Genomic DNA, 24,096 nt, shown 5'->3' with positions numbered 1-24,096 from the left:
AGCTTACCCCTCAACCGCCAGAACTTCGACAAGGCGAAATCGTTCGCGCAGCAGCTCCATCTCGGGATCAAACCCGCCATTGCGTTCGAAATACTGGCGATGCCCCTCTCTCCATCCCTCGAGCGTTTCATTTTCGCCCTCTGCCAACGCGAAATCCTCGGTTACGTCGCAGTATCGGCAGGTCGAGACGTCGACCGTTTCGATCACCAAGGCCGGACGATCATCCCAATCCAGCGCAATGTCTCTCCGCCCGACAACAGGAGTGTCAGGGCTACCTTCGGGATAGTCGCGCAACGCACCGCAGGTTGCCGTTTTCCGCCCTGATCGTACCAATGCCAGCAGCTCAGCACTCAGCCGGGCATTGTCACCAAACTTGAAAGTCTGGGCACCCGGATAGCGTGCCATGACGTCATTCAATGAAACGTTCATCTTACATCCTGAACACGCCGAAACGTGTCTCCTCTATCGGGGCGTTCAGTGCGGCGCTCAGAGACAAGGCGAGCACATCGCGACTTTTGCGCGGGTCGATGATGCCGTCATCCCAGAGACGGGCCGAGGCATAAAGCGGGTGCGATTGCTCTTCGAACATGTCCAACGTCGGACGTTTGAATTCAGCCTCTTCCTCTGCCGACCATGTGCCGCCCTGTCGTTCGATCCCATCGCGCCTGACGGTGGCCAGAACACCGGCTGCCTGCTCGCCCCCCATCACCGAGATGCGCGAGTTGGGCCATGTCCACAGGAACCGTGGCTGATAGGCCCGACCGGCCATTCCATAGTTTCCGGCCCCGAACGAGCCGCCGACCAACATGGTGATCTTGGGCACGTTGGTGGTGGCCACGGCGGTCACCATCTTGGCGCCGTGGCGGGCGATCCCCTCGTTCTCGTATTTGCGGCCGACCATGAAGCCAGTGATGTTCTGCAAAAACACCAGCGGGGTTTTGCGCTGCGAACACAGCTCCACGAAATGCGCGCCCTTTTGCGCGGCCTCCGAGAACAGCACGCCATTGTTGGCAATGATCCCGACGGGACACCCTTTGACATGGGCAAAGCCGGTGACCAGTGTCTCACCAAATCGGGGTTTGAACTCATCAAATCGAGAGCCATCGACCAGCCGTGCAATCACTTCACGGATGTCATAGGGCGTGCGCAGGTCGGCGGGAACGACCCCCAGAATTTCCTCGGGATCATAAGCTGGCTCCTCGGGTGCTTCGAACCGTAGGCCGGGCTTCAGCCCGGCACCCCCCAATGACCCGACAGCCCGCCGCGCCAATGCCAGCGCATGTGCATCATCTTCGGCCAGATAATCCGCCACACCCGACAGGCGTGTGTGCACATCGCCGCCACCCAGATCCTCGGCGCTAACAACCTCACCCGTTGCAGCTTTGACCAATGGTGGCCCTGCCAGAAAGATCGTGCCCTGTTCCTTTACGATGATCGTCACATCGGACATCGCAGGTACATAGGCCCCACCCGCCGTGCATGATCCCATCACCACGGCAATCTGAGGGATACCCTTCGCGCTCATCCGCGCCTGATTGTAGAAAATACGGCCAAAATGGTCGCGGTCGGGGAACACCTCATCCTGATTGGGCAGGTTCGCGCCGCCGCTGTCGACCAGATAGATGCAGGGCAGATGGTTTTCCTCGGCAATCTCCTGCGCGCGCAGGTGCTTTTTGACAGTCATCGGATAATAGGTGCCGCCCTTCACGGTGGCATCGTTACACACCACCATGACTTCGCGCCCCTGCACCCGGCCAATCCCCGCAATCACCCCGGCACATGGCGCGGCATCACCATACATCCCATGCGCCGCTGTCGCGCCGATTTCCAAAAACGGAGACCCCGGATCAAGCAGGTTCGCCACCCGCCTGCGCGGCAACATCTTGCCCCGAGATTCATGCCGCGCGCGGGATTTCTCGCCGCCCCCCATACGGGCTGCCTCGGCGGCGGCAGAGATCTGCGCCAGCGCGTCGAGATGAGCGGCGCGGTTTGTCTTGAAGCCCTCGGAGGCGGGCATGGCTTTGGATGTGAGTTTCATTTTCGTTCACCCTCCAGCAGCCGGTCTGCATACAGCAAATCCAGCCACCTCAAAGTTGCATTCTTTAATTGGCACTGTTTTTCAGACAAATCGGCACCGCAAATTGCTTGAGTAACTTCCGAAGCACGCTGCAAAGCATTGGCATACGAAAATCGCCTGACTTCCGTTAGGTTCGGGTTCACAGGCAATGATTTCGAAATTTCTTCACTTCGAAATAGAATATGCTCAACCAAAATGTCGTGACATATCTCGCCATAAGAGTTCGACTGCTCCCGTGTACAATATTCCAACGCTAACAAGACACAGTCGGTTTCCAGTTCGGTTTTCGAAACCGTCATCACCGTTTCTTCGCTGAGTCGCGCGCACCCATCTAACCAATCTTCAACGCCGAGGACGGGCTCATGGAACTGACTCGGATCATCGTCAGTACTCAGTGCTGCTGACGGAAAGATCAGAGCGACCGAGGCCGACCATAGTAACCTGCTTATGACGCGAGTCTCTCTCACGAACCAATCTCCCCCGCCGCCCGCGCCTTCAATTCCTTCCGGATCACCTTCCCCGTCACCGTCATCGGCAGTTCCTCCAGAAACGCCACCTCGCGCGGATAGGAATAGTGCGCCAAACGGTCTTTGACCCAATCCTGCAACTCCTGCTCTGCAGCCTCGGCTCCCGGCTTCAGCACCACATAGGCCTTGACAATCTCGGTTCGCAGCGGATCGGGTTTGCCGACCACGCCTACCGTCGCCACTGCCGGGTGGGTCAGCAGGCAGTCCTCGATCTCGGCCGGGCCAATGCGGTAACCCGCCGAGGTAATCACGTCGTCATCGCGCCCTACGAAACGCAGATAGTCGCCCTCCCACACGCCGCGATCACCGGTGATCAGCCAGTCGCCCCGGAACTTGTCGGCAGTCGCTTCGGGGCGATTCCAGTACTCCAGCAGCATCGAGGCCGAGCCGCGCCGGATGGCCACGTCGCCCTCTTCACCGGTCGGGTTGCCGTCTTCATCAATCACCGCAACCTCATGCCCTGGCACCGGTTGGCCGATACAGCCGGGACGCACAGGGAAATCTTCGGCGCAAGATGATACGACCATGTTGCACTCGGTCTGACCGTAGAACTCGTTGATAGTCAGACCAAACGCCTGCCGCCCCCAGGCCAACATCTCGGCCCCCAGCGGCTCACCACCCGATGCAACCGAGCGCAGGCCAGGGATCACCTGATCCGCTGCCTTGAGCATTCGCAGCGCCGTTGGTGGGAAAAAGACGTTCCGCACCCCGCCACGCGCGATGATGTCAGCGCAGGCCTCGGGGGTGAATTTCTCAAGCCGCGCGGCAACGACGGGAATGCCCAGCGCAAGACCCGGCATCAGCACGTCGAACAGCCCGCCGATCCACGCCCAATCCGCCGGGGTCCAAAGACAGTCACCTTCGCGCAAGTGATTATGGCTGATCGAAACTCCCGGCAGATGCCCGGTCAGAACCCGGTGTCCATGCAGCGCGCCCTTCGGGCTGCCGGTGGTGCCCGAGGTGTAGATCAACACTGCCGGATCATCTGGGCTGGTCGCGACGAATGGTACAGCAAGGCCTTCCTCGCCAATTTCCGACGCGATCAAAGGCGCAGCCAGATCACCCAACAGATCAGCCCCTTCGGCGTCGGTCAGCACAATCCGGGCACCTGCGTCACTGACCCGCGACCGCAACGCGTCCTGCTTGAACAGTTTGAACAAAGGGACCGACACCGCGCCGATCTTCCAGATCGCCAGATGGGCCGCCGCACACCAGGGAGATTGGCTTAGCAATACTCCAACGCGATCACCGGGCTGCACATGGCGCAATAATGCTCGGGCTATTCCGTCCGTCATTTGCGACAGCTGCGCATAGCTGATGCGCTGCGGGTCCGGTCCGGTTAAATCGATCAGCGCAACCCGATCCCCCGCATGCCGCAGGCACTGCTGCGCCATGTTCAGACTGTCCGGCAGATCCCAGCCTCCATCCGGGCGCAAACCCGGTATGCGCTCAGCGCTTAGCACGGTGATTATTCCCTATATTTCCTGCACTTATCGATTCATCTGCAGCCAGTTCTTTCACGTTTACTTGATGCAGATCAGAGTGGGCAATTTCAGTCGCTGCAACACCAAGGTCATCAACGAAACCAAAGGCAAGACAATGACCAAGAAACTCGCCGCTTTGACTCTTTCCACCGCGTTGGTGGCTCTGGCCGCCCCTGCGTTTTCCCAATCTCAGGGGGATTGGACTCTCGGTATCGGTGTGGGGTACCTGGACCCGAAATCCAACAACGGAACTCTGGCCGGCCTTAGCGCCGATATCGACTCGGATACGCGCCCGATCTTCACCGCCGAGTATTTCATCCAGGACAATTTGGGGATCGAGCTGCTGGCCGCGACCCCGTTCAAACATAACGTCACCTTGGGCGGAAGCGTGGACGCTGGCAGCGTCAAACATCTGCCGCCCACCTTGTCGCTGAACTATCACTTCCCGACCAATAGCGCCTGGAAGCCCTATGTCGGTGCCGGTCTGAACTATACCATCTTCTTTGACGAGCAATCTGCCCTTGGCAACCTCAAGGTCGATGATTCCTTCGGCGTATCGCTGCAAGCCGGTCTCGACTATATGATCACCGACAAAGGTGCGGTCCGTCTGAATGTGCGCTGGTTCGACATCGACTCGGACGTCACGCTGAACGGAGCCGATATTGGCACTGCAAACATCGACCCTTGGCTGGTCGGTATTTCCTACGTTCATCGCTTCTGATCCTTTGATCGAAACGCCCCGCTGCAAACTCGTCTGCGGGGCGTTTTCGTTCAGCGCATTTCGTTCATCATTTCCCGGCCGATCAGCATCCGTCGAATCTCGCTGGTGCCTGCGCCGATCTCCATCAGCTTGGCGTCCCGGAAAATCCGGCTGACCGGTGCATCCGACAGAAACCCTGCCCCGCCCAGCGCCTGAACCGCCTGATGCGCCTGAACCATCGCCTGTTCGGATGCGTAGAGACAGCACGCCGCTGCGTCCTGCCGAGTGACGTCTCCTCGATCACAGGCCTTGGCCACCTCATAGACATAGGCCCGTGCCGAGTTCATCGCGGTATACATGTCGGCAATCTTGCCCTGCATCAGTTGGAAGCTGCCAATCGGTTTGCCGAATTGCTTGCGCTCGGCCAGATACGGCATCACCTCATCCAGACAGGCGGCCATGATGCCGGTTCCGATCCCGGCCAGAACCACGCGCTCATAGTCCAGACCTGACATGAGCACGGCTACGCCCTTGCCCTCTTCTCCCAATACGTTCTCGAACGGCACTTCGACATCTTCAAAGATCAGTTCAGCCGTGTTCGACCCGCGCATCCCCAACTTGTCGAAATGGGGTGAAGTCGAAAAACCCTTCATCTCTTTTTCAATCAGAAATGCAGTAATACCCTTCGATCCGGCATCGGGGTCTGTCTTGGCATAAACCACCAGTGTATCCGCGTCTGGCCCGTTTGTGATCCAGTACTTGTTGCCGTTCAGTCGGTAATGGTCGTTGCGTTTTTCCGCCCGCAGCTTCATCGACACCACGTCCGAACCTGCGGAAGGTTCCGACATCGCCAGCGCACCCACATGTTCTCCCGATACTAGGCGCGGCAGGTATTTCTGTTTCTGCTCTTCCGTACCGTTCAGCTTGATCTGGTTCACACACAGGTTGGAATGCGCCCCATAAGACAGCGAAACCGAGGCAGAAGCGCGCGCAACTTCTTCGACAGCAATTGTATGCGCCAAATAGGACATGCCCGCACCGCCGTATTCTTCTGGCACGGTGACACCCAAAAGACCAAGCTCTCCCATTTCTTTCCACAGTTCATTCGGAAAGCTGTTCTTGGCATCAATCTCAGCCGCCATCGGCTTGACACGCTCCTGCGCCCACCGATGCACCATCTCGCGCAGGGCGTTCACATCCTCACCCAGATCAAACTTCATCGTGGCCATGAACATCTGTGTCCTCCCTCCGCATTAATGAACAAGTGTTCAATAAATCTCTAACAGCGAATCTGTCTTCGGTCAATCTTTGTGAAAGCCCGGACCAAAACGCGAAACGCCGCCCAAACCGGGCGGCGCTCTCAAGGGTCGAGTGTGCGCTGAAAGCGCACTCTGTTTTGCTAGGATTGATAAACTGCGCCCACTTCGGCTCGGATGATGCGCGCGATCACTTGGCAATCCTCCAGTGAAAAGGTCAGCGGCACACGCATATCCATGATGCCTGCCAGAACACGATCACTTTCCGGCATTCGTTCGCTTTCAAAATATCTCCAGCTGTCATAGCGCGACGTGAACCCTGTTGGCTCAGCCCCGCCAAACCATTTGATCTCGACCCCACGCGCGGCGCAGCGGCTGATAACGTCGGCTATCCGCTCAGGCGACCAATCCAACAGCAGGAACTGGATCGAAGACCCGACATAGGTTTCCTCTTCGGGTCGCTCGACAATCGTCAGGCCCGGAGTGCGGCGCAGCCCGGTCTCGATCTCGCGATAGCGCTCGTTCCACCGTGTCACCTGCCGGTCCAGATCCCGCAACTGAGGGCGTAGGATGGCGGCACGCAAATTGTCCATGCGACCGGACACATTGGGTGTGGTGTACTTTATCCGCTCGAACACTTCAGGTCCCGGCGCTGCCAGATGGCGTTCATACAGCATGTATGACCCCGACAGCATTGTGGCCTTGGCCGCCAGTTCCGCGTCATCAGTAACCAGCAAACCGCCCTCGCCCGAGTTCACGTGCTTATAGGTCTGGCAGGAATAACACCCGATCGCCCCCTGCCGCCCCGACAACTGACCACGCCAGGCCGCGCCCATCGTGTGTGCGCAGTCCTCGATCACGATAACGCCTGCCGCGTCACACATCTGCATCAGACGATCCATGTCACACAGATGCCCGCGCATATGGCTGAGCATCAGGACACGGGCCTGATCCAGTTTGCCCTCAAGATCCTCCAGATCGATGGTCAGGTTTTCGGTGACGCCGACAAAGATCGCCCGCGCTCCGACCGATGCAATTGATCCCGGCACCGGAGCCAGAGTGAACGCATTGGTCAGAACCGGGTCGCCCGGCTGCACACCGACGGCCCGCAACGCGGTGGCTAGCGCATAACCGCCAGAGGAAACCGCCAAGCAATACTTGGCCCCCATCTGTGCAGCAAACTCCTGTTCCAACAGGGCCGTTTCCCCCAACTCACCGGGGACCACGTTATAGCGATGCAGCCGCCCGTGACGCAGGACAGCCAGCGCTGCCTCGATTGCGTCGTCTGGAAGGGGTTCCTGCTGCGTGAAATTACCAATGAATGTTTCCGTCATGGTCTTTTTCTGGATCTCCGACAGGGTCCGGTCAAGGTTTCAGGCTGCCGCACCGATCAGATCAGGCACAAGATCGGGCAAGTCGTCAAAGTGATGCAGCAGGGCTTCGGGCTCCAGCGCTGCCATGTCCTCCCCTGACGGCCCGAAAGTCACCAAAACCGATGGGACCCCTGCCGCTCGGGCGGTATTGCGGTCGGTATCCGAATCTCCGATCAGCACGCACCAGGCTGGATCTCCCCCGGCCCGTCGCGCAGCCTCGCGCAGAGGGGCCGGGTCCGGCTTGCGCACCGGCAGCGTATCCGCACCTACCAACGAGGCAAAACGGTCCCGCACTCCCATGCGCGTCAGTAACAATTCGGCCAGATGTTCCGGCTTGTTGGTGCAAATGCCGACACCGTAGCCCGCGTTACTCAGCATCTCGACGGCCTGCAACGCTCCCGGATAGAAACTTGTGTGGGTGTTGATATCTTGCGCGTAAGCCTCAAGCAGAACCGGATAATAGGCCTGAACGGTGTCCTCGTCGTAAGCTCCAACGCGTTTCAGCCCTTGGGTTAACATCATGCGCCCGCCACGCAGCGCGATGCCTGCATCCTGCCCATGGACCAGCACATCACCATGCCCCATTTCGCGGAAACAATGGTTCGCTGCCGCCAGCAAATCGCTTGATGTATCCGCCAAAGTGCCGTCCAGATCGAAGATGACGGTCCGCATGTTGCCTCCTGTTTCGGCAGGTTTTCGCCGTGTCCTGTTTCAATCGGCAATCTTGTTTGATGGCCGAACAGCTTGCGCCTTTGCCCCCAGCGGATAAAACGGTCGGCAACAAAACACAAAGAGAAAACGATTTCATGACCATTGCCCTTGTCATCCTTGCCGCCGGAAAAGGCACCAGGATGAATTCGGACCTTCCCAAAGTCCTGCATCCCATCGCTCAGGCTCCGATGCTTGTTCACGCGATGCGTGCCGGGTCTGTTTTGTCGCCCGAACGCACGGTGATCGTCACCGGCCACGGGTCCGAAGCTGTAGCAAAGGTTGCTCAGGACGAAGACGAAGATGCCCGGATAGCCGTTCAGGAGGAACAATTGGGTACAGCCCATGCGGTTGGTCAGGCCCGGACAGCACTGGACGGGTTCGACGGTGATATCGTAGTTCTTTACGGCGACACCCCGTTTTTACAACCCGATACGCTGGAGCGGATGGTCGAGGCACGGTCCCGAAATGACCTGGTCATCCTTGGGTTCGAAGCGGCTGATCCGGCCCGCTATGGCCGGTTGGTCATGAATGGCGACACGTTGGAACGCATTGTCGAATTCAAAGACGCATCAGATGATGAGCGCGCCATAACATTTTGCAACTCGGGCCTTTTGGCCTGTGATGCCCGGTTGCTTTTTTCGCTGATTGACGCCGTTGAAAACAACAATGCCTCAGGCGAATACTATCTGACAGACGTAGTTGAGATCGCCCGCAACCGCGGTCTGAACGTAACCGCCGTCGCCTGTGACGAGGCGCAGACGCTGGGCGTGAACTCACGCGCTGATCTGGCCGCCGCCGACGCCGTATTTCAGGCGCGCGCGCGGGCAGAACTGCTGGATATGGGTGTCACATTGATGGCACCGGATACGGTATACCTGTCCGCAGACACTGTGATTGGGCGTGACACAGTAATCGAACCCAACGTGGTTTTCGGCCCCGGAGTGAGTGTCGAAAGCGGTGCAACCATCCGGGCCTTTTCCCATCTGGAAGGGTGCCATGTCAGTCGCGGTGCCATCGTCGGCCCCTACGCGCGGCTGCGTCCGGGCGCAGAATTGGCCGAAAACACGCGGGTTGGCAATTTCGTCGAAATCAAGAATGCAGAAATCGCCGAAGGCGCGAAGGTCAACCACCTCAGCTATATCGGGGACGCATCGGTGGGTGCTGCGACGAATATCGGCGCGGGAACAATCACCTGCAACTATGATGGTGTGATGAAGCACAAGACCAACATAGGTGCGAATGTCTTTATCGGCTCCAACACCATGCTCGTGGCCCCGGTCACGGTGGGCGATGGCGCAATGACAGCGACAGGCACAGTGGTGACCAAAGACGTAGCGCCCGAGGCGTTGGCCTTGGCGCGCGCCAAGCAGGAAAACAAACCCGGCTACGCGCGAAAACTGTTTGAAATGTTGAAGGCGAAGAAGGCTCGCCGCGAAAACGAGGCCTGAGATATGTGTGGAATTGTAGGTGTCTTGGGGCAGCATGAAGCAGCCCCTATTCTGGTAGAAGCCCTGAAACGGCTGGAATATCGCGGCTATGACAGTGCCGGGATTGCAACCGTTAATGACGGTGTCCTGGGGCGTCGGCGTGCGGTCGGCAAGCTGGTCAACCTCAGCGATCTGTTGGTGCATGATCCGCTGCCGGGAAAATCCGGCATTGGTCACACCCGCTGGGCCACGCATGGTGCGCCTTCCGTCAACAACGCGCATCCCCACAAGGCTGGCCCGGTGGCCGTGGTTCACAACGGGATTGTCGAAAACTACCGCGACCTGAGGGCGGAACTGGCCAAACACGGCGTGGCCTTCAAGACCGAAACCGACACGGAAACCGTCGCGCTGATGACGGAACATCACCTCAACACAGGCATGTCCCCGGTCGAGGCCGCTTTCAAGACCATCGACAAGTTGGAAGGTGCCTTCGCCCTTGCATTCCTGTTCGATGGTGAGGACGACCTGATTGTAGCCGCCCGCAAAGGATCACCTCTGGCCATCGGCCACGGGGATGGTGAGATGTATGTGGGTTCGGACGCCATTGCCCTTGCGCCGCTAACCAACCAGATCACTTATCTTGAGGAAGGCGACCGCGCGGTTCTGACCCGAACATCATTGGAAATCCGCAACGAGGCCGGTGAACTGGCCAACCGGGAAAAGCGCAAGATCAAGCTGGATCATGCGCGCGCCGACAAGGGCGAGCATAAGCATTTCATGGCCAAGGAAATCGCTGAACAGCCTATCGTTGTGGCTGAGGCCATCCGATCCTACCTGCCCACGGGCGGTGATCGCGTGGTGTTACCCGACGCCGAGCTGGATTTCAGCAAGTTGGACCGTCTGACCATGGTCGCCTGCGGTACAGCGTTTTATGCCTGCCTGACTGCGAAATACTGGTTCGAGCAACTGGCAAAGATGCCGGTGGAAGTCGATATCGCCAGCGAGTTCCGCTATCGCGAACCTCCGATCACGGGTCGCACACTGGCGCTGTTTGTCAGCCAGTCAGGTGAAACCGCCGACACCTTGGCCGCGCTGCGCTATTGCGAGGGCAAGGCGGACAAGATCGTTTCCGTCGTCAATGTCCCCGAAAGCTCGATTGCTCGGGAAAGCGATATCGCCCTGCCGATCCATGCTGGCGTTGAAATCGGTGTGGCTTCGACCAAAGCCTTCACCTGTCAACTAAGTGTTTTGCTGATGCTGGCGCTCAAGGCAGCGGCCGACCGCGGCACTCTGACCGATGAGGAAATCGCCGATCACACCGCTGCGCTGCGCGGATTGCCGACCGTGCTGAACACGGCATTGGATCAGAACCGGGCGATCCGCAAAGCAGCCCAACGCCTGTCCGAGGCGCGCGACGTTCTGTTCCTGGGCCGTGGCCTGATGTATCCTCTGGCAATGGAAGGGGCGCTGAAGCTCAAGGAAATCAGCTATATCCACGCCGAAGGGTATGCATCGGGCGAGTTGAAACACGGACCCATCGCCCTGATCGACAAGCATATGCCTGTTGTCGTCATGGCACCCCGCGACACCGTGTTCGACAAGACCGTGTCGAACATGCAGGAAGTGATGGCGCGCAAGGGCAAAGTGATCCTTGTGTCTGATGATGATGGAATTGACGAGGCCGGAGACGGCGTCTGGAGCACAATCCGGATGCCACATATTCACACCAGTCTTGCGCCGATCCTTTATTCGGTTCCCGCACAGTTGCTGGCATACCACACGGCTGTAGCCAAAGGGACGGATGTAGACCAGCCGCGCAATCTGGCAAAATCAGTGACGGTAGAGTGACCCATGTCCAAACAGTTTCCCCAGCTTGATGACGCGCATCAAAAGTTCATCGAAGATCAGCATATGTTCTTCGTCGGCACCGCCGGGACCGAGGGGAAGGTCAATATCTCGCCCAAAGGTATGGACTCGCTGCGGGTGCTGGGACCAAACCGCATCGTCTGGATGAACTTGACTGGCAGCGGCAACGAGACGGCGGGGCATCTGATGCAGGTCAACAGGATGACACTGATGTGGTGCTCCTTCACCACGCGCCCACTGATCCTGCGCACATATGGCACTGCCCGCACTCTGCACGTCGGAGATGAGGGCTGGGATGAACTGGCCAATCTTTTCCCCAACCACCGCAGCGCCCGGCAGATCTACGACCAGTCGATCGAAATGGTTCAGACCTCCTGCGGGTATGCAGTGCCGTTCATGGCATTCCAGTCCGACCGCGACACGATGCAGAAATGGGTCGATGGCAAAACGGACGGCGACATCCGGTCTTATTGGGCAGAAAAGAACAGCCAGACGATAGACGGCGAACCAACAGGCGTTCCGGTCTGGCCCCGATGCTGACCACTTTTCTTGATCAGATCAAAGCCCATGCCGACCCCGAACGTGCGAGTCAGATGGCCAGTTATCACAAGGCGGATCGCGTCTATCTGGGCGTCGCCAACCCGGTTCTCAACGATCTGACCAAAGCATGGCGGCAAGAGCTGGATGTGAATAAACACGTCGCGCTGGCCAAGGCGCTGTGGCAAACCGATATCCACGAAGCGCGCCTTGCCGCGGCCAAGCTTCTGACCCAGACCCGCATCCGGCCCGACGATCAGGTTTGGGACCTGCTTCAAAGCTGGCTACCGGATTTTGACGCCTGGGCCGTCGCCGATCATGCCTGCATGGCGATGCAAAAACGACTGATGGCCGACCCCGAGAGACTGATTGTCGTCGAACAGTGGACTCAGTCCGATCACATGTGGACCCGGCGCGCGGCCCTTGTCGCAACACTGCCCTGGACCAAACAGAACCACCCCAAGCCCGAAGACCTGCAACGTCGCGACTGTATCCTCGGCTGGGCCGCCGGATATGTCCCTGACCGCGACTGGTTTATTCAGAAATCAATCGCCTGGTGGCTCCGGGAACTGTCCAAACACGACCCCGAACGTGTGATCGCGTTTCTGGACAGACATGGTGATGCCATGAAACCGTTCGCCCGACGCGAAGCAGCCAAATACCTGAAAAGTCAGTCGGCATAGACCGCGACTTCGACCAGTTCGTCTAATGGCACCAGAAGGGCCCGCATGGCATCCAGCGACAAGCGGCTGCCGCTACTTTCCGGGCCTGCGGCAGGAACTAGGGTGATATAGGCCTGCGCGCCGGTTCTGGGCACAACAACTCGCGCCGTTACCTCGCTATCGACCAGCGGCGTCTGCATCCAGCGCCCTGGTGTGGTCGGATCACCAAGCCCGGCAATGGTTGTTTTGGCTCCGACCCAACTGGGGCGTGCCGCAACCGGCTCGGGCCGAAGAACCTCCTCAGCGACAACTGGCGCAGTTTCAACGTCCGATACGGCCGCAGCCGCCTCATCCCCCGACCCGAACACACGTTCCGTCGATGCCCGGACAGTATCGCACCCGGTCAAAACAACGCATAGAAAAACAAATGCCTTTTTCATTCCCGGAAACTACAACCCCATGCGGGTGTGATCCAGTGCAAAGCGCAGTTCGCACTTGTCGCAGGCAGGTTACAGCCTTACCTATGTCGCATGTCTGCTCCGCTCATCGACCCGTTTGCCCGCGCTATCACGTATCTCCGCGTCTCCGTTACGGACCGCTGTGATTTTCGCTGTGTCTACTGCATGTCCGAAAACATGACTTTTCTGCCCAAGAAAGACCTTCTTACGCTGGAAGAGCTGGATCGCATGTGCTCGACCTTTGTGAGAATGGGCGTCGAGAAACTGCGCATTACCGGCGGTGAGCCATTGGTTCGTCGCAATATCATGACCTTCTTCAACGCCATGACCCGCCACTTGGAAAGCGGTGCGTTGAAAGAGCTGACGCTCACGACAAACGGTTCGCAGTTGCATCGCTTTGCCGAAGATCTTTATGCCGCCGGTGTGCGCCGTGTGAATGTTTCCCTGGATACGCTGGATGACGACAAATTTGCAAAAGTCACGCGCTGGGGCCGCCTCAAACAGGTACTGAATGGCATCGACGCGGCGCAAAAGGCCGGGCTGCGGATCAAGATCAACGCTGTTGCGCTCAAGGGATTCAACGAACCCGAACTGCCGAAGATCACCGAATGGTGCGCCGAGCGCGACATGGACCTGACCTGGATCGAGGTCATGCCGATGGGCGATATCGGTAACGAGGATCGACTGGATCAATACTGGTCTCTCAAGGATGTGCGCAAAGAGTACGAAAACCATTACACGATCACTGATCTGGCCGAACGCACAGGCGGACCGGCCCGCTATATCAGGCTGGAAGAAACAGGTCAGAAGATCGGCTTCATCACGCCCCTGTCCCACAATTTCTGCGAAAGCTGCAACCGCGTGCGCCTGACCTGCACCGGCGAGCTTTATATGTGTCTGGGGCAGGAGGACATGGCGGATCTGCGGGGCGCATTGCGGGATCACCCCGATACCGAACAGCCGCTTGAAGATGCCATCCGTGCGGCGATTAACCTGAAGCCAAAAGGTCATGACTTCGACTATTCTCGCCAGTCCGTTGATGGTCGGATGAGCCGCCATATGAGCCATACAGGCGGCTGATATATGCCGGATCACCAAGACCGCCCCACAGCACTGTACTCCCTGTACTGCGCCTTGATCTCTCTGGCCGCACCTCTGGTCTGGAGAACCGTCCGAAAGAAACTTGAGGCTACCGGTGTACCAGCCAATCGCCAACAGGAGCGTCTTGGCCATGCCAGTATGCCCCGCACCGCAGGGCAGTTGATCTGGTTCCACGCCGCCAGTGTCGGCGAAAGCCTGTCGGTCCTCACTCTGATCAATCGGCTGGCCGACCGCCTTCCCAAAACCGAGTTTCTGATCACCTCAGGAACGCCAACCTCAGCGGCCCTGATCGAAAAGCGACTGCCGCCTCGCACCCGACACCAGTACCCACCGCTTGACACAGCCGGCCCGGTTCAACGCTTTCTGGACCATTGGCAACCCGATGCCGGGATCTTCGTCGAAAGCGAGATCTGGCCGCGGCTGATTGTCGAAAGCGCGGGGCGCGACATTCCGCTGGCTCTGCTGAATGCTCGATTGTCGGACAAATCTGTCGCCGGATGGAAGAAGCGCCCTAAAACAGCAAGGTTTGTTCTGAATAAATTTCGTCTGCTCTTAACGCAAAACAACAAAACAGCAGTCAACCTGATTGCCATGGGCGCCCCAGCCCAACGGGTGCAGCCCGGCACCAACCTCAAGGCCATGTCCGATCCTCTGCCCGTGGACCAGAGCACGCTGGACGACATTCGTGCGCAAATAGCCGCCAGACCTGTCTGGATCGCCAGTTCCACCCATGCCGGAGAAGAGGACAGCGTTCTGACAGCCCACAAGGCGTTATTGCAACATTGGCCCGACCTTCTGCTGCTACTGATCCCACGCCACCCCGAACGACGCGACGAGGTTGCAGAACTTCTGAACAACGCCGGGCTCAAGGCATCCTTCCGGTCAAAAAATGCACCGATCACAGATACGACGCACGTGTATGTTGCCGACACACTGGGCGAAACCGGAACCTGGTACGCGCTTTGCCCGATCGTGTTCCTTGGGGGCTCACTGAAAGAGATTGGCGGACACAACCCATTTGAACCGGCACAGGCCGGGGCCGCCGTGATCACCGGCCCGGGGTATTTCAACTTTGCAGAAACCTTTGCCCCGCTGATCGACGCCAAGGGCGCTGTCGAGGTCCAGACATCCGCTGACCTCTCTGAGGCCGTTTCACATTGGCTGTCGGACCAGAATGCCCTTCAAGCCGCCAGAACGGCTGCACAATCCTGCGTCAACACGCAATCGACCGCCTTGGATGCCGTCGTCGAAACCCTCTGCACGGTGCTTGATCTGCAAGCAGAGGATCCCGCTTCATCTGGCTAGAAATATCCCGGGGGTGTGGGGGCAGAGCCCCCCCCCTCTCGATCAGGCGGCTGGCATCCGCTGTTCGACAATCTCCGCCCACCAGCTGCATCCGGCCGGAATGGCTTCGTCGTTGAAATTGTATTCCGGGTGATGAACCATTGCGGTGTCACCGTTGCCCACAAGAATATAAGCGCCTGGGCGTTCCTCCAGCATGAAGGCAAAATCTTCGCCCCCCATGACCAAAGGTGCCTCGTCGCAATCACCGGACACCGACCGGGCCACATCCGCCGCAAACTCTGTTTGCTCGTCGCTGTTCACCATCACCGGATATCCACGAATATAGGTCACGTCAGCGGTGCCGCCAAACGTGGCCGCAACACCGTTGCAAATCTCGTTGATCCGCTTTTCAGCCAGATCCCGCATGCCCTTGCTCATGGTGCGCACCGTGCCTTTGATCTGCACGGTCTGAGGGATCACATTGAACGCCTTGGATGACGTCTCGAACGATGTCACTGACACCACAACTTGATCAATCGGGTCGGCATTGCGCGAAGAAATCGTTTGCAACGTAAGGACAGCCTGCGCTGCCAGTACTGTGGTATCCACGGTCTCATGCGGCTTGGCCGCATGTCCGCCGCGACCCTCAAAGGTGATGTCGAACTGATCGGTTGCCGCGAAGAACGACCCCGGTCGGATTGCGAACTTGCCGACAGGCTGTCCCGGCCAGTTATGCATGCCGTAGACTTCCTGAATGTTCCAGCGGTCCATCATGCCGTCTTCGCACATTTCGCGGCCCCCGCCGCCACCTTCTTCAGCAGGTTGGAAGATCACGACAACGGTGCCGTCAAAGTTGCGGGTTTCCGACAGGTACTTTGCCGCCCCCAGCAACATCGCTGTGTGCCCGTCATGACCACAGGCATGCATCGCACCCGGCGTTTTCGAGGCATAGTCCAGCCCCGTCGCCTCATGTATCGGCAATGCATCCATATCTGCGCGCAGGCCGATCACCTTTCCCTTGCTGTCCGACTTGCCTTTGATCACCCCCACAACGCCGGTACGTCCGATACCGGTTACAACCTCATCGCATCCGAACTCCTTCAGCTTCTCGGCCACCTTCGCGCTGGTGCGGTGGGTCTCAAACAGGATCTCTGGATTTTCGTGAAGATCCCTTCGCCATTCCGTGATTTCATTCTGCAATTCGGCAAAGCGGTTCTTGACTGGCATGTCTTTTCTCTCTCCTGATTCAGGTCACGCCGCCGGCATCCGGCGCTCGACCATTTCCGCAAACCACGAGCACCCAATGGGGATGATCTCGTCATTGAAATTGTATTCGGGGTGGTGCAGCCCGGCACTGTCACCGTTGCCCAAGACGATGAATGCCCCGGGCCTCTCTTCCAGCATGAACGAGAAATCCTCGCCCCCCATCACCATCGGCGCTTCAATGCAACTGCCCCCGACCGACACCGCAGCCTCTGCTGCATATCCCGTCTGGGCTTCGGCATTGATCGTCACTGGAACACCGCGCGTATAGGTGACGTTCACGGACCCGCCAAATGTTGCGGCGGTCCCTTCCGAGACTTCCTTCAGCCGTTGTTCGATCAGGTCGCGCAACTCGTTGGAATGGGTCCGAACGGTGCCGCGTATCCGCGCCGATTGCGGGATCACGTTGAACGCTTTCGAGGACGCCTCGACCGAGGTCACAGACAGCACGGCCTGCAAAATCGGATCCGCGTTGCGCGACACGATCGTCTGCAACGCCACGATCAGCTGCGACAGCATCACCGTTGTATCAATCGTCTGATGAGGTTTTGCCGCGTGGCCGCCGCGCCCTTCAAGATGGATGTCAAACTCATCAGCCGCTGCCAGCAACGGACCCGAACGAATGGCAAACTGCCCGGTAGGAACACCCGGCACATTGTGCATCGCATAGACTTCCTGAATGCCGAACCGATCCATCAGACCGTCCTTGCACATGGCCTCGGCGCCATTCCCACCCTCTTCGGCAGGCTGAAAGATCACAATTGCCGTGCCATCAAAGTTGCGGGTTTCCGCCAGATACTTGGCGGCCCCCAAAACCATCGCAGTATGCCCGTCATGACCACAGGCATGCATCGCATTCGGTATTTCTGAGGCATAGTCCAACCCGGTCTGTTCCTGCATCGGCAGGGCATCCATATCCGCGCGCAAGCCAATCACGCGGCCCCGCGTGTCGCTTTTGCCGCGAATGACGCCGACGACTCCTGTGCGACCGATGCCGGTCACGACCTCGTCGCAACCAAACTCGTTCAGCTTTTCCGCAACCAGCGCACTGGTGCGGTGGGTGTCGTACAGAATTTCCGGGTGTTGGTGAATGTCACGCCGCCAACCGGTGATCTCATCATGCATCTCTGCGAGACGGTTCTTGATCGGCATGTCATTCTCCCTGTTTCATGCGACAGGCAATCGTCGTTCCACAAGCTCGGCAAACCAGCTGCAACCGGCGGGGATCGCGTCGTCGTCAAAGTTGTATTGCGGGTGATGGCACATGGCCGTATCCCCGTTCCCGATAAAGATGTACGCGCCGGGGCGTTCTTCAAGCATATAGGCAAAATCTTCGGACGGCATGATCGGGTCCGTGCTGTCATTGACCTTGCCCGCAACCGCAACTGCCGCCTCGGCCGCATAGCCTGTTTCGGCCTCGGAATTCACTGTCACCGGGTATCCCGGTGTCCAGATAACCTCTGCCTTCGCGCCAAAGGCCGAGGCCGTATCCTCGGCGATCCGGCGCACGCGTTCTTCGGCGATTGTGCGATACTCGGGGTCAAGTGTCCGCACGGTTCCCTGCAAACGAACCGTATGAGCGATCACGTTCGACGCTACGCTGTCCGTCACAAACGTACCAACGGTGAGGACAACTCGCTTGATCGGGTCAACGGTCCGGGACACCACCGATTGCAAGGCAACAACGATGTGCGAGGCCACCAGTGTTGTATCCACCGCCTCATGCGGTGCAGCGGCGTGTCCGCCCTTGCCAGTGACGGTGATTTCAAACTCATCGGACGAGGCCAGCAACGCGCCGGGGCGAATTGCGAACTCTCCCACCGGAAGACCGGGCATATTGTGCATGCCATAGACCTCGTGAATGCCCCAGCGGTCCATCAACCCGTCCTGACACATGGCCAGACCGCCGGCCCCGCCTTCCTCGGCAGGCTGGAAGATCAGAACCACGGTGCCATCGAAATTGCGCGTCTCGGAAAGGTACTGCGCGGCCCCAAGCAGCATCGAAGTATGCCCGTCATGTCCACAGGCGTGCATCTTGCCCGACACGGTCGAGGCATAGTCCAGCCCTGTCGCCTCTTCAATCGGAAGCGCGTCCATGTCTGCACGCAGGCCGATGACGCGCCCCTGCGTATCCGTGCGCCCTTTGATCACCCCGACAACGCCCGTTTTGCCAACGCCCGGAGTGATCTCGTCCACTCCGAATTCTTTCAGACGGGCAGCGACAAACGCCGCAGTTTCATGGACGTCATACATCAGCTCCGGATGGGCGTGCAGGTGGCGGCGCCATTCGGTGATCTCGCCATGCATTTCCGCAAGTCTGTTTTTCACGGGCATCTCAAGACCTTTCTCTCAACCGCTGGCACCGTATTACACCGGGCTAGGCGCATAGTTTTTCAACCAATCTCTGCATGAATTTATGACCGGCTTCGAATTGTTCAATCGTAATGAACTCATTCGGCTGATGGGCCTGCGCTATGTCTCCGGGTCCGCATATCACGGCAGAATACCCGGCCTCCTGAAACTGACCTGCCTCGGTCCCGTAACTGACCACATGGCTTGCGTTGTCTCCGGTCAGGGCGCGTACCAGTGCTTCGGCTTCACCATCCTCTTCCGGGATCAACCCCGGAATCGCGAAGTTTTCAGTCAGTTCGATGCGGGTATCCGGGTGAACGGCCTGCATCTGAGCCTCAATGTGCCGAACCTGTTCGAAATAGGCATCTCGCCATTGGGCCTGCGTTTCGTCGGGCACGGTCCGAAAATCCATCATGAACCGGCAGTCTTTGGCAGTAATGTTGTGGGCCGTTCCGCCTTCAATCATACCGACATGGCAGGTTGTCCAGGGTGGATCGAATACGGCGGCAACGGCACTGGGTTGCGCCGCCAAGTTCCGCGCGTTCTGCTGGTTGGCCCAGTCGATCAATGGGGCCGCTGCCATGATGGCGTTGACGCCTGTGTGCATGATCGAGCTGTGAACTTCGAACCCGACGATATGGGTGTCAAAGCCGAAACCGCCCTTGTGACCCGTTACCGCCTGCATCATCGACGGCTCACCTACGATCACCGCCGAGCCTTTGGGCAAAATGCCCTGCATTGCCTCGATCATCGGCGGCGCTCCGGTACACCCGACTTCCTCATCAAAACTCAGCGCAAGTTGGAGCGGTCGCCTCACATTTGCGTAATGCGCCTCGACCAGCGTCCAGATGGCAAGCGCATCAAATCCCTTCATGTCGCAGGTGCCGCGCCCGAAATATTTGCCGTCCTTCTCGGTCACGGTGAAGGGGTCGGTGTCCCAGGGTTGCCCGTCAACCGGTACTACATCCGTGTGCCCGGACAGCACAACTGAGCCTTCTTCCAAAGGGCCGACATGCGCAAAGATCGCCGCCTTATGCGGCTGATTCGGATCAGCCCAGCGGTGCGACGTGATCCCATGGCTTTTCAGGTATTCTTCCACCCAGTCGACCAACGGCAGATTGGTGTCACGACTCACGGTTGGAAATGAGATCAGCTTGGTCATGATCTCAAGCGGCGTCAGGCGCTTGCCCATCGGGTCAGTACCCACTGTCTGTGGTCAGGATAAAGTGACCCGGTTCAACCTCGTGATATTGAGAGGGTTCCGGTTTGAAATCGACAGGGTGGATTGGTGACGGGATCGGTTTGAAGTTCAGGTCTTTTTCAGTCTTTCGCTTGTTCGGGTCAGCAATTGGAACTGCCTTCATCAACGCCTGCGTATAGGGGTGTTGTGGGTTTTCAAACACACGCGCACGCGGGCCCAGTTCCACAATGCGGCCCAGATACATAACGCCGACATAGTGGCTGACACGTTCAACCACGGCCATGTCATGGCTGATGAACAGATAAGACAGTCCCAAATCGGATTGCAGTTCCATCATCAAGTTCAGAACCTGTGCCTGAACCGACACATCGAGGGCCGAGACCGCCTCATCCGCGATGATCAGCTTGGGGTTCAGGGCCAGTGCGCGGGCAATCGCGATCCGCTGACGCTGCCCACCGGACATTTCATGCGGGAAACGACGCATGAAGCTGCGCGGCAGCTGCACTTTGTCGAACAATTGTGCGACGCGGTCCTGCAACTCGGATCCCGACGCCACGCCATAGTTGCGCATCGGCTCGGCGACCTGATCGACCAGCTGCATTTGTGGGTTCAGCGAGGCGAACGGGTCCTGAAAGATCATCTGCATGTCCAGCCGCGCCTTGCGCAGGCCGGACGGGTCCAGCTTCATGATATCGACACCGTCCAGATTGACCTCACCCGCCATCGGCTCGACCAGCCGCAGGATCGAACGCCCGGCCGAGGACTTGCCGCACCCGGATTCGCCCACAAGGCTGAGCGTCTGACCTTTGTTCAGTGTGAATGACACATCCTCCACCGCATGAACGTTCGAGATCGTGCGCCGCAGAAGACCACCTTTGACCGGAAACCGCGTGGTCAGGTTCTTTACCGTCAACAAAACTTCTTCGGTTCCGGGGATGGGTGCAATTTTCTGCCCCTCGACACCCAGCAACTTCATCGGTTCGGGCGCCGACTTACCCTGCATTTCACCCAGCTTCGGCACTGCGGCCAAAAGCGCCTTGGTGTAATCATGCTGCGGGTTTTCAAAGATTTCCCTGACGGTCCCCTCTTCGACCTTGTTGCCGCGATACATGACGACAACACGGTCAGCCATCTGCGCCACAACCGCCATGTCATGGGTGATGAACATTACCGCCGTACCGGTTTCGCGCTTGAGGCGATCCATCAGGGCCAGGATCTCGGCCTGAATGGTCACGTCCAGCGCTGTGGTAGGTTCATCCGCGATCAGCAAGCGGGGTTCGCAGGCCATCGCCATTGCGATGACGACACGTTGGCGCATCCCGCCCGACAGCTCATGCGGGTACTGTTTCAAACGACGCTCAGGCTCGGGGATGCGAACCTGGCGCAGCAACTCAAGCGCCCGGTCCTCGGCCTGTACCTTCGACATCTGCTTGTGGATGCGCAGACCTTCGGTCAACTGGCGACCAACGGTAAAAACTGGGTTCAGCGCCGTCATCGGCTCCTGAAAAATCATCCCGATCTCGTTGCCGCGAATCTGTTTCATCAGATCCGGATCGGCTTTGGACAGGTCCATTTCGCCCCCATCGCGGCGATCGAACAGAAGTTCACCACCCGCGATTTCACCCCCTCCGAACTCGACCAGCCGCATCAGCGACAGCGACGACACCGATTTCCCCGAGCCCGATTCGCCAACGATACAAACGGTTTCACCCGGTTTGATCTCGAACGAGACATCCTCAACACCGACAACGGGGCCATCCTTCGTCTGAAACTCCACCCGCAGTTTTTTAATCTGTGCAATAGGCTGATCCAGCACGCGCGCGCTCCCTTGACGACGGTATTCTTTTTCTGAATTCCGAACGCTAAGGCGGGCCGCCGGGAAAAGTCAAACCCATTACACATTTTCGCGACGGCACTACTTGCAATTTTCTCAGGTTCTGTTTCGATACGCCATGTAACCGACCTGGGGAGGCGGCGCAGACTGAAATCGTTAGCGCTATTATCTTTGTTGATCAAAACCTTACCTTGGGGCGGCAACGCCAAACCCGCAGGCCTTGCGGAGATAATCGAGACACGAACGTGTCCAACTTGGGAGTAACTTATGAAAATCAAAACCCTTTTGCTTGGTGCGATTGCAAGCACGGCGATGGCCCCTGCGGCCTTTGCTGAGCGTGGATCGGACGGCAATGTCAGCATCATTTACTGGCAGGCTCCGTCGATCCTGAACCCGTACCTGTCCTCGGGCACCAAAGACATCGAATCGGCTTCGTTGGTGATTGAACCGCTCGGTCGCTATGACCAAGACGGGAACCTTGTAGCCTATCTCGCCGAGGATATCCCGACCGTGGAAAACGGTGGTGTTTCGTCGGATCTGAAATCGATCACGTGGAAGCTGAAATCCGGTTTGGTCTGGTCCGATGGATCGCCCGTGACGTCGGCCGACGTAAAGTTCACCGCGGATTATTGCATGCATCCGGAAGGTGGTTGCGCCCAGCTTGCCAAGTTTGAAGGCGTCGAAAGCGTGGAGGCAATCGACGATCTGACCATCAAGGTCAACTTTGCCGAACCAAAGCCGAACCCCTATGGCCCGTTCATGGGTGGTCAGTCGCCAATTATCCAGATGGCCCAGTTTCAGAACTGCATGGGCTCCAAGGCGCCTGAATGTACAGACCAGAACTTTGGCCCGATCGGAACCGGCCCGTTTGTTGTGGACGAATTCAAGCCAAACGACGTGATCACCATGTCGGCCAACCCGAATTATCGTGACCCAAACAAGCCCGCTTTTGCCACGCTGACCTTCAAAGGTGGCGGTGACGCAACGGCGGCTGGCCGTGCTGTGATGGAAACCGGCGAATTCGACTATGCGTGGAACCTGCAGCTGGCGCCTGAAGTCATCGAGCAGATGAAGGAAGGTGGTAAAGGTACTCCCATCGCGGCATTCGGGACCCTGGTTGAGCGGATCGAAATGAACATGACAGATCCGTCCCCCAGCCTGCCTGAAGGCGAACGTTCAACCGCCAAACATCCGCACCCAGCCTTGTCGGAACTGGCTGTTCGCAAGGCCCTGTCGATGGCAATCGACCGTGATCTTCTGGTTGAGATTGGCTACGGTCAAGCCGGTCGCCCGACCTGCAACCTGGTACCGGCCCCGGCATTGTACGCAAGCGACAACACCGAGTGTCTGACGCAGGACATTGACGGCGCGAACCAGATGCTGGATGAAGCCGGCTGGGTGAAAGGCGCTGACGGCGTCCGCGCCAAGGATGGTGTAAGACTGTCGCTGGTCTATCAAACCTCGACCAACGCTGTTCGTCAGGACTTCCAGGCGCTGATCAAGGAATGGTGGAGCCAAATCGGTGTTGAAACCGAGCTGCGCAACATCAACGCGTCGGTCTTTTTCGGCGGTGACCCGGGCAGCCCGGACACATTCCAGCGTTTCTATGCAGACGTTGAAATGTACGCCAACAACTTCGATGGCACCGATCCGGAAAGCTATCTTGCGCAGCACACCTGTGACAAGGCACCCAAGCCGGAAAGCCAGTGGCAGGGTGAGAACATCAACCGTTACTGTGACGCCGAGTATGACAAGCTGGTGGCCGAACTGGGCCGCACCGGTGAGCTTGAAAAGCGTGGCGAAATTGCACGTAAACTCAACGATATGCTGACCAAGGACAGCTATGTCGTGGTTCCGCTGGTTGATCGTGGACGGGTCTCTGCACATTCCAACACGTTGGGTGGCGTGATCCTGAACACTTGGGACAGCGAGCTTTGGAACGTTGCGGACTGGTACCGCAAAACCGGCTCCTAAGCGTTAAAC

21 protein-coding genes are annotated in these 24,096 nt (G+C 58.3%); 8 read left to right on the top strand and 13 right to left on the bottom strand.

From position 1 onward, the window contains the following. Positions 1–3 precede the first annotated feature (3 nt). The 4 genes from AC2FLU_RS16035 to AC2FLU_RS16020 are packed head-to-tail and all read right to left on the bottom strand — an operon-like array spanning position 4 to position 4,067. A complete protein-coding gene (locus AC2FLU_RS16035) occupies positions 4–429 on the bottom strand; it encodes an ASCH domain-containing protein (protein WP_496809150.1) in 426 nt (141 codons plus the stop codon). A gap of 1 nt (position 430) precedes the next feature. Then, positions 431–2,038 (bottom strand): carboxyl transferase domain-containing protein, encoded by a 1,608-nt coding sequence (locus AC2FLU_RS16030; RefSeq protein ID WP_496809149.1) that lies wholly within the window; start codon positions 2,036–2,038, stop codon positions 431–433. Then, entirely contained in the window at positions 2,035–2,544 is a 510-nt protein-coding gene (locus AC2FLU_RS16025; RefSeq protein WP_496809148.1) for a hypothetical protein, read from the bottom strand. Before AC2FLU_RS16025 ends, AC2FLU_RS16030 begins: the two co-directional genes overlap by 4 nt. Continuing rightward, the gene (locus AC2FLU_RS16020) at positions 2,541–4,067 is read right to left on the bottom strand and encodes an AMP-binding protein (protein ID WP_480554111.1); all 1,527 of its coding nucleotides are present in this window, start codon (positions 4,065–4,067) and stop codon (positions 2,541–2,543) included. Before AC2FLU_RS16020 ends, AC2FLU_RS16025 begins: the two co-directional genes overlap by 4 nt. A 136-nt stretch (positions 4,068–4,203) precedes the next feature. Here AC2FLU_RS16020 and AC2FLU_RS16015 point away from each other — a divergent pair, with 136 nt between their 5' ends. Beyond that, positions 4,204–4,809: an OmpW/AlkL family protein gene (locus AC2FLU_RS16015; RefSeq protein ID WP_480554146.1), complete on the top strand. Its 606-nt coding sequence runs from the start codon at positions 4,204–4,206 to the stop codon at positions 4,807–4,809. A gap of 50 nt (positions 4,810–4,859) precedes the next feature. Here AC2FLU_RS16015 and AC2FLU_RS16010 read toward each other — a convergent pair whose 3' ends face one another. From AC2FLU_RS16010 to AC2FLU_RS16000, 3 genes are all read right to left on the bottom strand, one after another. Further along, the gene (locus AC2FLU_RS16010; RefSeq protein WP_267362877.1) at positions 4,860–6,023 is read right to left on the bottom strand and encodes an isovaleryl-CoA dehydrogenase; all 1,164 of its coding nucleotides are present in this window, start codon (positions 6,021–6,023) and stop codon (positions 4,860–4,862) included. A gap of 164 nt (positions 6,024–6,187) precedes the next feature. Beyond that, a complete protein-coding gene (locus AC2FLU_RS16005) occupies positions 6,188–7,378 on the bottom strand; it encodes a DegT/DnrJ/EryC1/StrS family aminotransferase (RefSeq protein WP_480554109.1) in 1,191 nt (396 codons plus the stop codon). A 39-nt stretch (positions 7,379–7,417) separates the two neighbouring features. Continuing rightward, on the bottom strand, positions 7,418–8,089 hold the full coding sequence (locus AC2FLU_RS16000; protein ID WP_480516372.1) for an HAD-IA family hydrolase: 672 nt from the start codon (positions 8,087–8,089) through the stop codon (positions 7,418–7,420). A gap of 134 nt (positions 8,090–8,223) precedes the next feature. On the opposite strand from AC2FLU_RS16000, the gene glmU reads away from it, so the two are divergent. The 4 genes from glmU to AC2FLU_RS15980 are packed head-to-tail and all read left to right on the top strand — an operon-like array spanning position 8,224 to position 12,641. Next, a complete protein-coding gene (gene glmU / locus AC2FLU_RS15995; RefSeq protein WP_496809147.1) occupies positions 8,224–9,576 on the top strand; it encodes a bifunctional UDP-N-acetylglucosamine diphosphorylase/glucosamine-1-phosphate N-acetyltransferase GlmU in 1,353 nt (450 codons plus the stop codon). Positions 9,577–9,579: 3 nt separating this feature from the next. Next, positions 9,580–11,403 carry a glutamine--fructose-6-phosphate transaminase (isomerizing) gene (glmS, locus tag AC2FLU_RS15990; RefSeq protein WP_480516368.1) on the top strand — a complete coding sequence of 608 codons (1,824 nt, stop codon included), beginning with the start codon at positions 9,580–9,582 and terminating at the stop codon, positions 11,401–11,403. A 3-nt stretch (positions 11,404–11,406) separates the two neighbouring features. Continuing rightward, a complete protein-coding gene (locus tag AC2FLU_RS15985; protein ID WP_496809146.1) occupies positions 11,407–11,961 on the top strand; it encodes a pyridoxamine 5'-phosphate oxidase family protein in 555 nt (184 codons plus the stop codon). After that, entirely contained in the window at positions 11,955–12,641 is a 687-nt protein-coding gene (locus AC2FLU_RS15980) for a DNA alkylation repair protein (protein ID WP_496809145.1), read from the top strand. The genes AC2FLU_RS15985 and AC2FLU_RS15980 overlap by 7 nt, the downstream gene beginning before the upstream one ends. Here AC2FLU_RS15980 and AC2FLU_RS15975 read toward each other — a convergent pair. Next, positions 12,629–13,060 carry a hypothetical protein gene (locus tag AC2FLU_RS15975; RefSeq protein WP_480516362.1) on the bottom strand — a complete coding sequence of 144 codons (432 nt, stop codon included), beginning with the start codon at positions 13,058–13,060 and terminating at the stop codon, positions 12,629–12,631. The genes AC2FLU_RS15980 and AC2FLU_RS15975 overlap by 13 nt on opposite strands. Positions 13,061–13,150: 90 nt before the next feature. Between AC2FLU_RS15975 and moaA the strand changes: the two genes are divergently transcribed. Both moaA and AC2FLU_RS15965 read left to right on the top strand, forming a co-directional pair. Next, entirely contained in the window at positions 13,151–14,158 is a 1,008-nt protein-coding gene (gene moaA, locus AC2FLU_RS15970; protein WP_480476047.1) for a GTP 3',8-cyclase MoaA, read from the top strand. 3 nt (positions 14,159–14,161) lie between these two features. After that, positions 14,162–15,484 carry a 3-deoxy-D-manno-octulosonic acid transferase gene (locus AC2FLU_RS15965; protein ID WP_496809144.1) on the top strand — a complete coding sequence of 441 codons (1,323 nt, stop codon included), beginning with the start codon at positions 14,162–14,164 and terminating at the stop codon, positions 15,482–15,484. A 42-nt stretch (positions 15,485–15,526) separates the two neighbouring features. Here the strand turns inward: AC2FLU_RS15965 and AC2FLU_RS15960 are convergent, their stop codons facing one another. The 5 genes from AC2FLU_RS15960 to AC2FLU_RS15940 are packed head-to-tail and all read right to left on the bottom strand — an operon-like array spanning position 15,527 to position 22,095. Then, entirely contained in the window at positions 15,527–16,690 is a 1,164-nt protein-coding gene (locus AC2FLU_RS15960) for a M20 aminoacylase family protein (protein WP_267362899.1), read from the bottom strand. A gap of 24 nt (positions 16,691–16,714) precedes the next feature. Next, complete coding sequence (locus tag AC2FLU_RS15955; RefSeq protein ID WP_496809143.1) at positions 16,715–17,878, bottom strand: M20 aminoacylase family protein; 1,164 nt, start codon at positions 17,876–17,878, stop codon at positions 16,715–16,717. A 15-nt stretch (positions 17,879–17,893) separates the two neighbouring features. After that, positions 17,894–19,060 carry a M20 aminoacylase family protein gene (locus AC2FLU_RS15950; protein ID WP_496809142.1) on the bottom strand — a complete coding sequence of 389 codons (1,167 nt, stop codon included), beginning with the start codon at positions 19,058–19,060 and terminating at the stop codon, positions 17,894–17,896. A 43-nt stretch (positions 19,061–19,103) separates the two neighbouring features. Next, positions 19,104–20,270, bottom strand: coding sequence for an acetylornithine deacetylase (gene argE / locus AC2FLU_RS15945; protein ID WP_496809164.1), 1,167 nt, complete (start codon positions 20,268–20,270; stop codon positions 19,104–19,106). A 4-nt stretch (positions 20,271–20,274) separates the two neighbouring features. Next, positions 20,275–22,095 carry an ABC transporter ATP-binding protein gene (locus tag AC2FLU_RS15940; RefSeq protein WP_496809141.1) on the bottom strand — a complete coding sequence of 607 codons (1,821 nt, stop codon included), beginning with the start codon at positions 22,093–22,095 and terminating at the stop codon, positions 20,275–20,277. A 285-nt stretch (positions 22,096–22,380) separates the two neighbouring features. Between AC2FLU_RS15940 and AC2FLU_RS15935 the strand changes: the two genes are divergently transcribed. Then, on the top strand, positions 22,381–24,087 hold the full coding sequence (locus AC2FLU_RS15935; protein WP_480476033.1) for a peptide ABC transporter substrate-binding protein: 1,707 nt from the start codon (positions 22,381–22,383) through the stop codon (positions 24,085–24,087). Positions 24,088–24,096: the final 9 nt, after the last annotated feature.

It is taken from the genome of Ruegeria sp. SAZD013, assembly GCF_059612525.1.
Note: the sequence above shows the minus strand (reverse complement) of the source record. Positions and strands in the feature narration are given on the sequence as shown.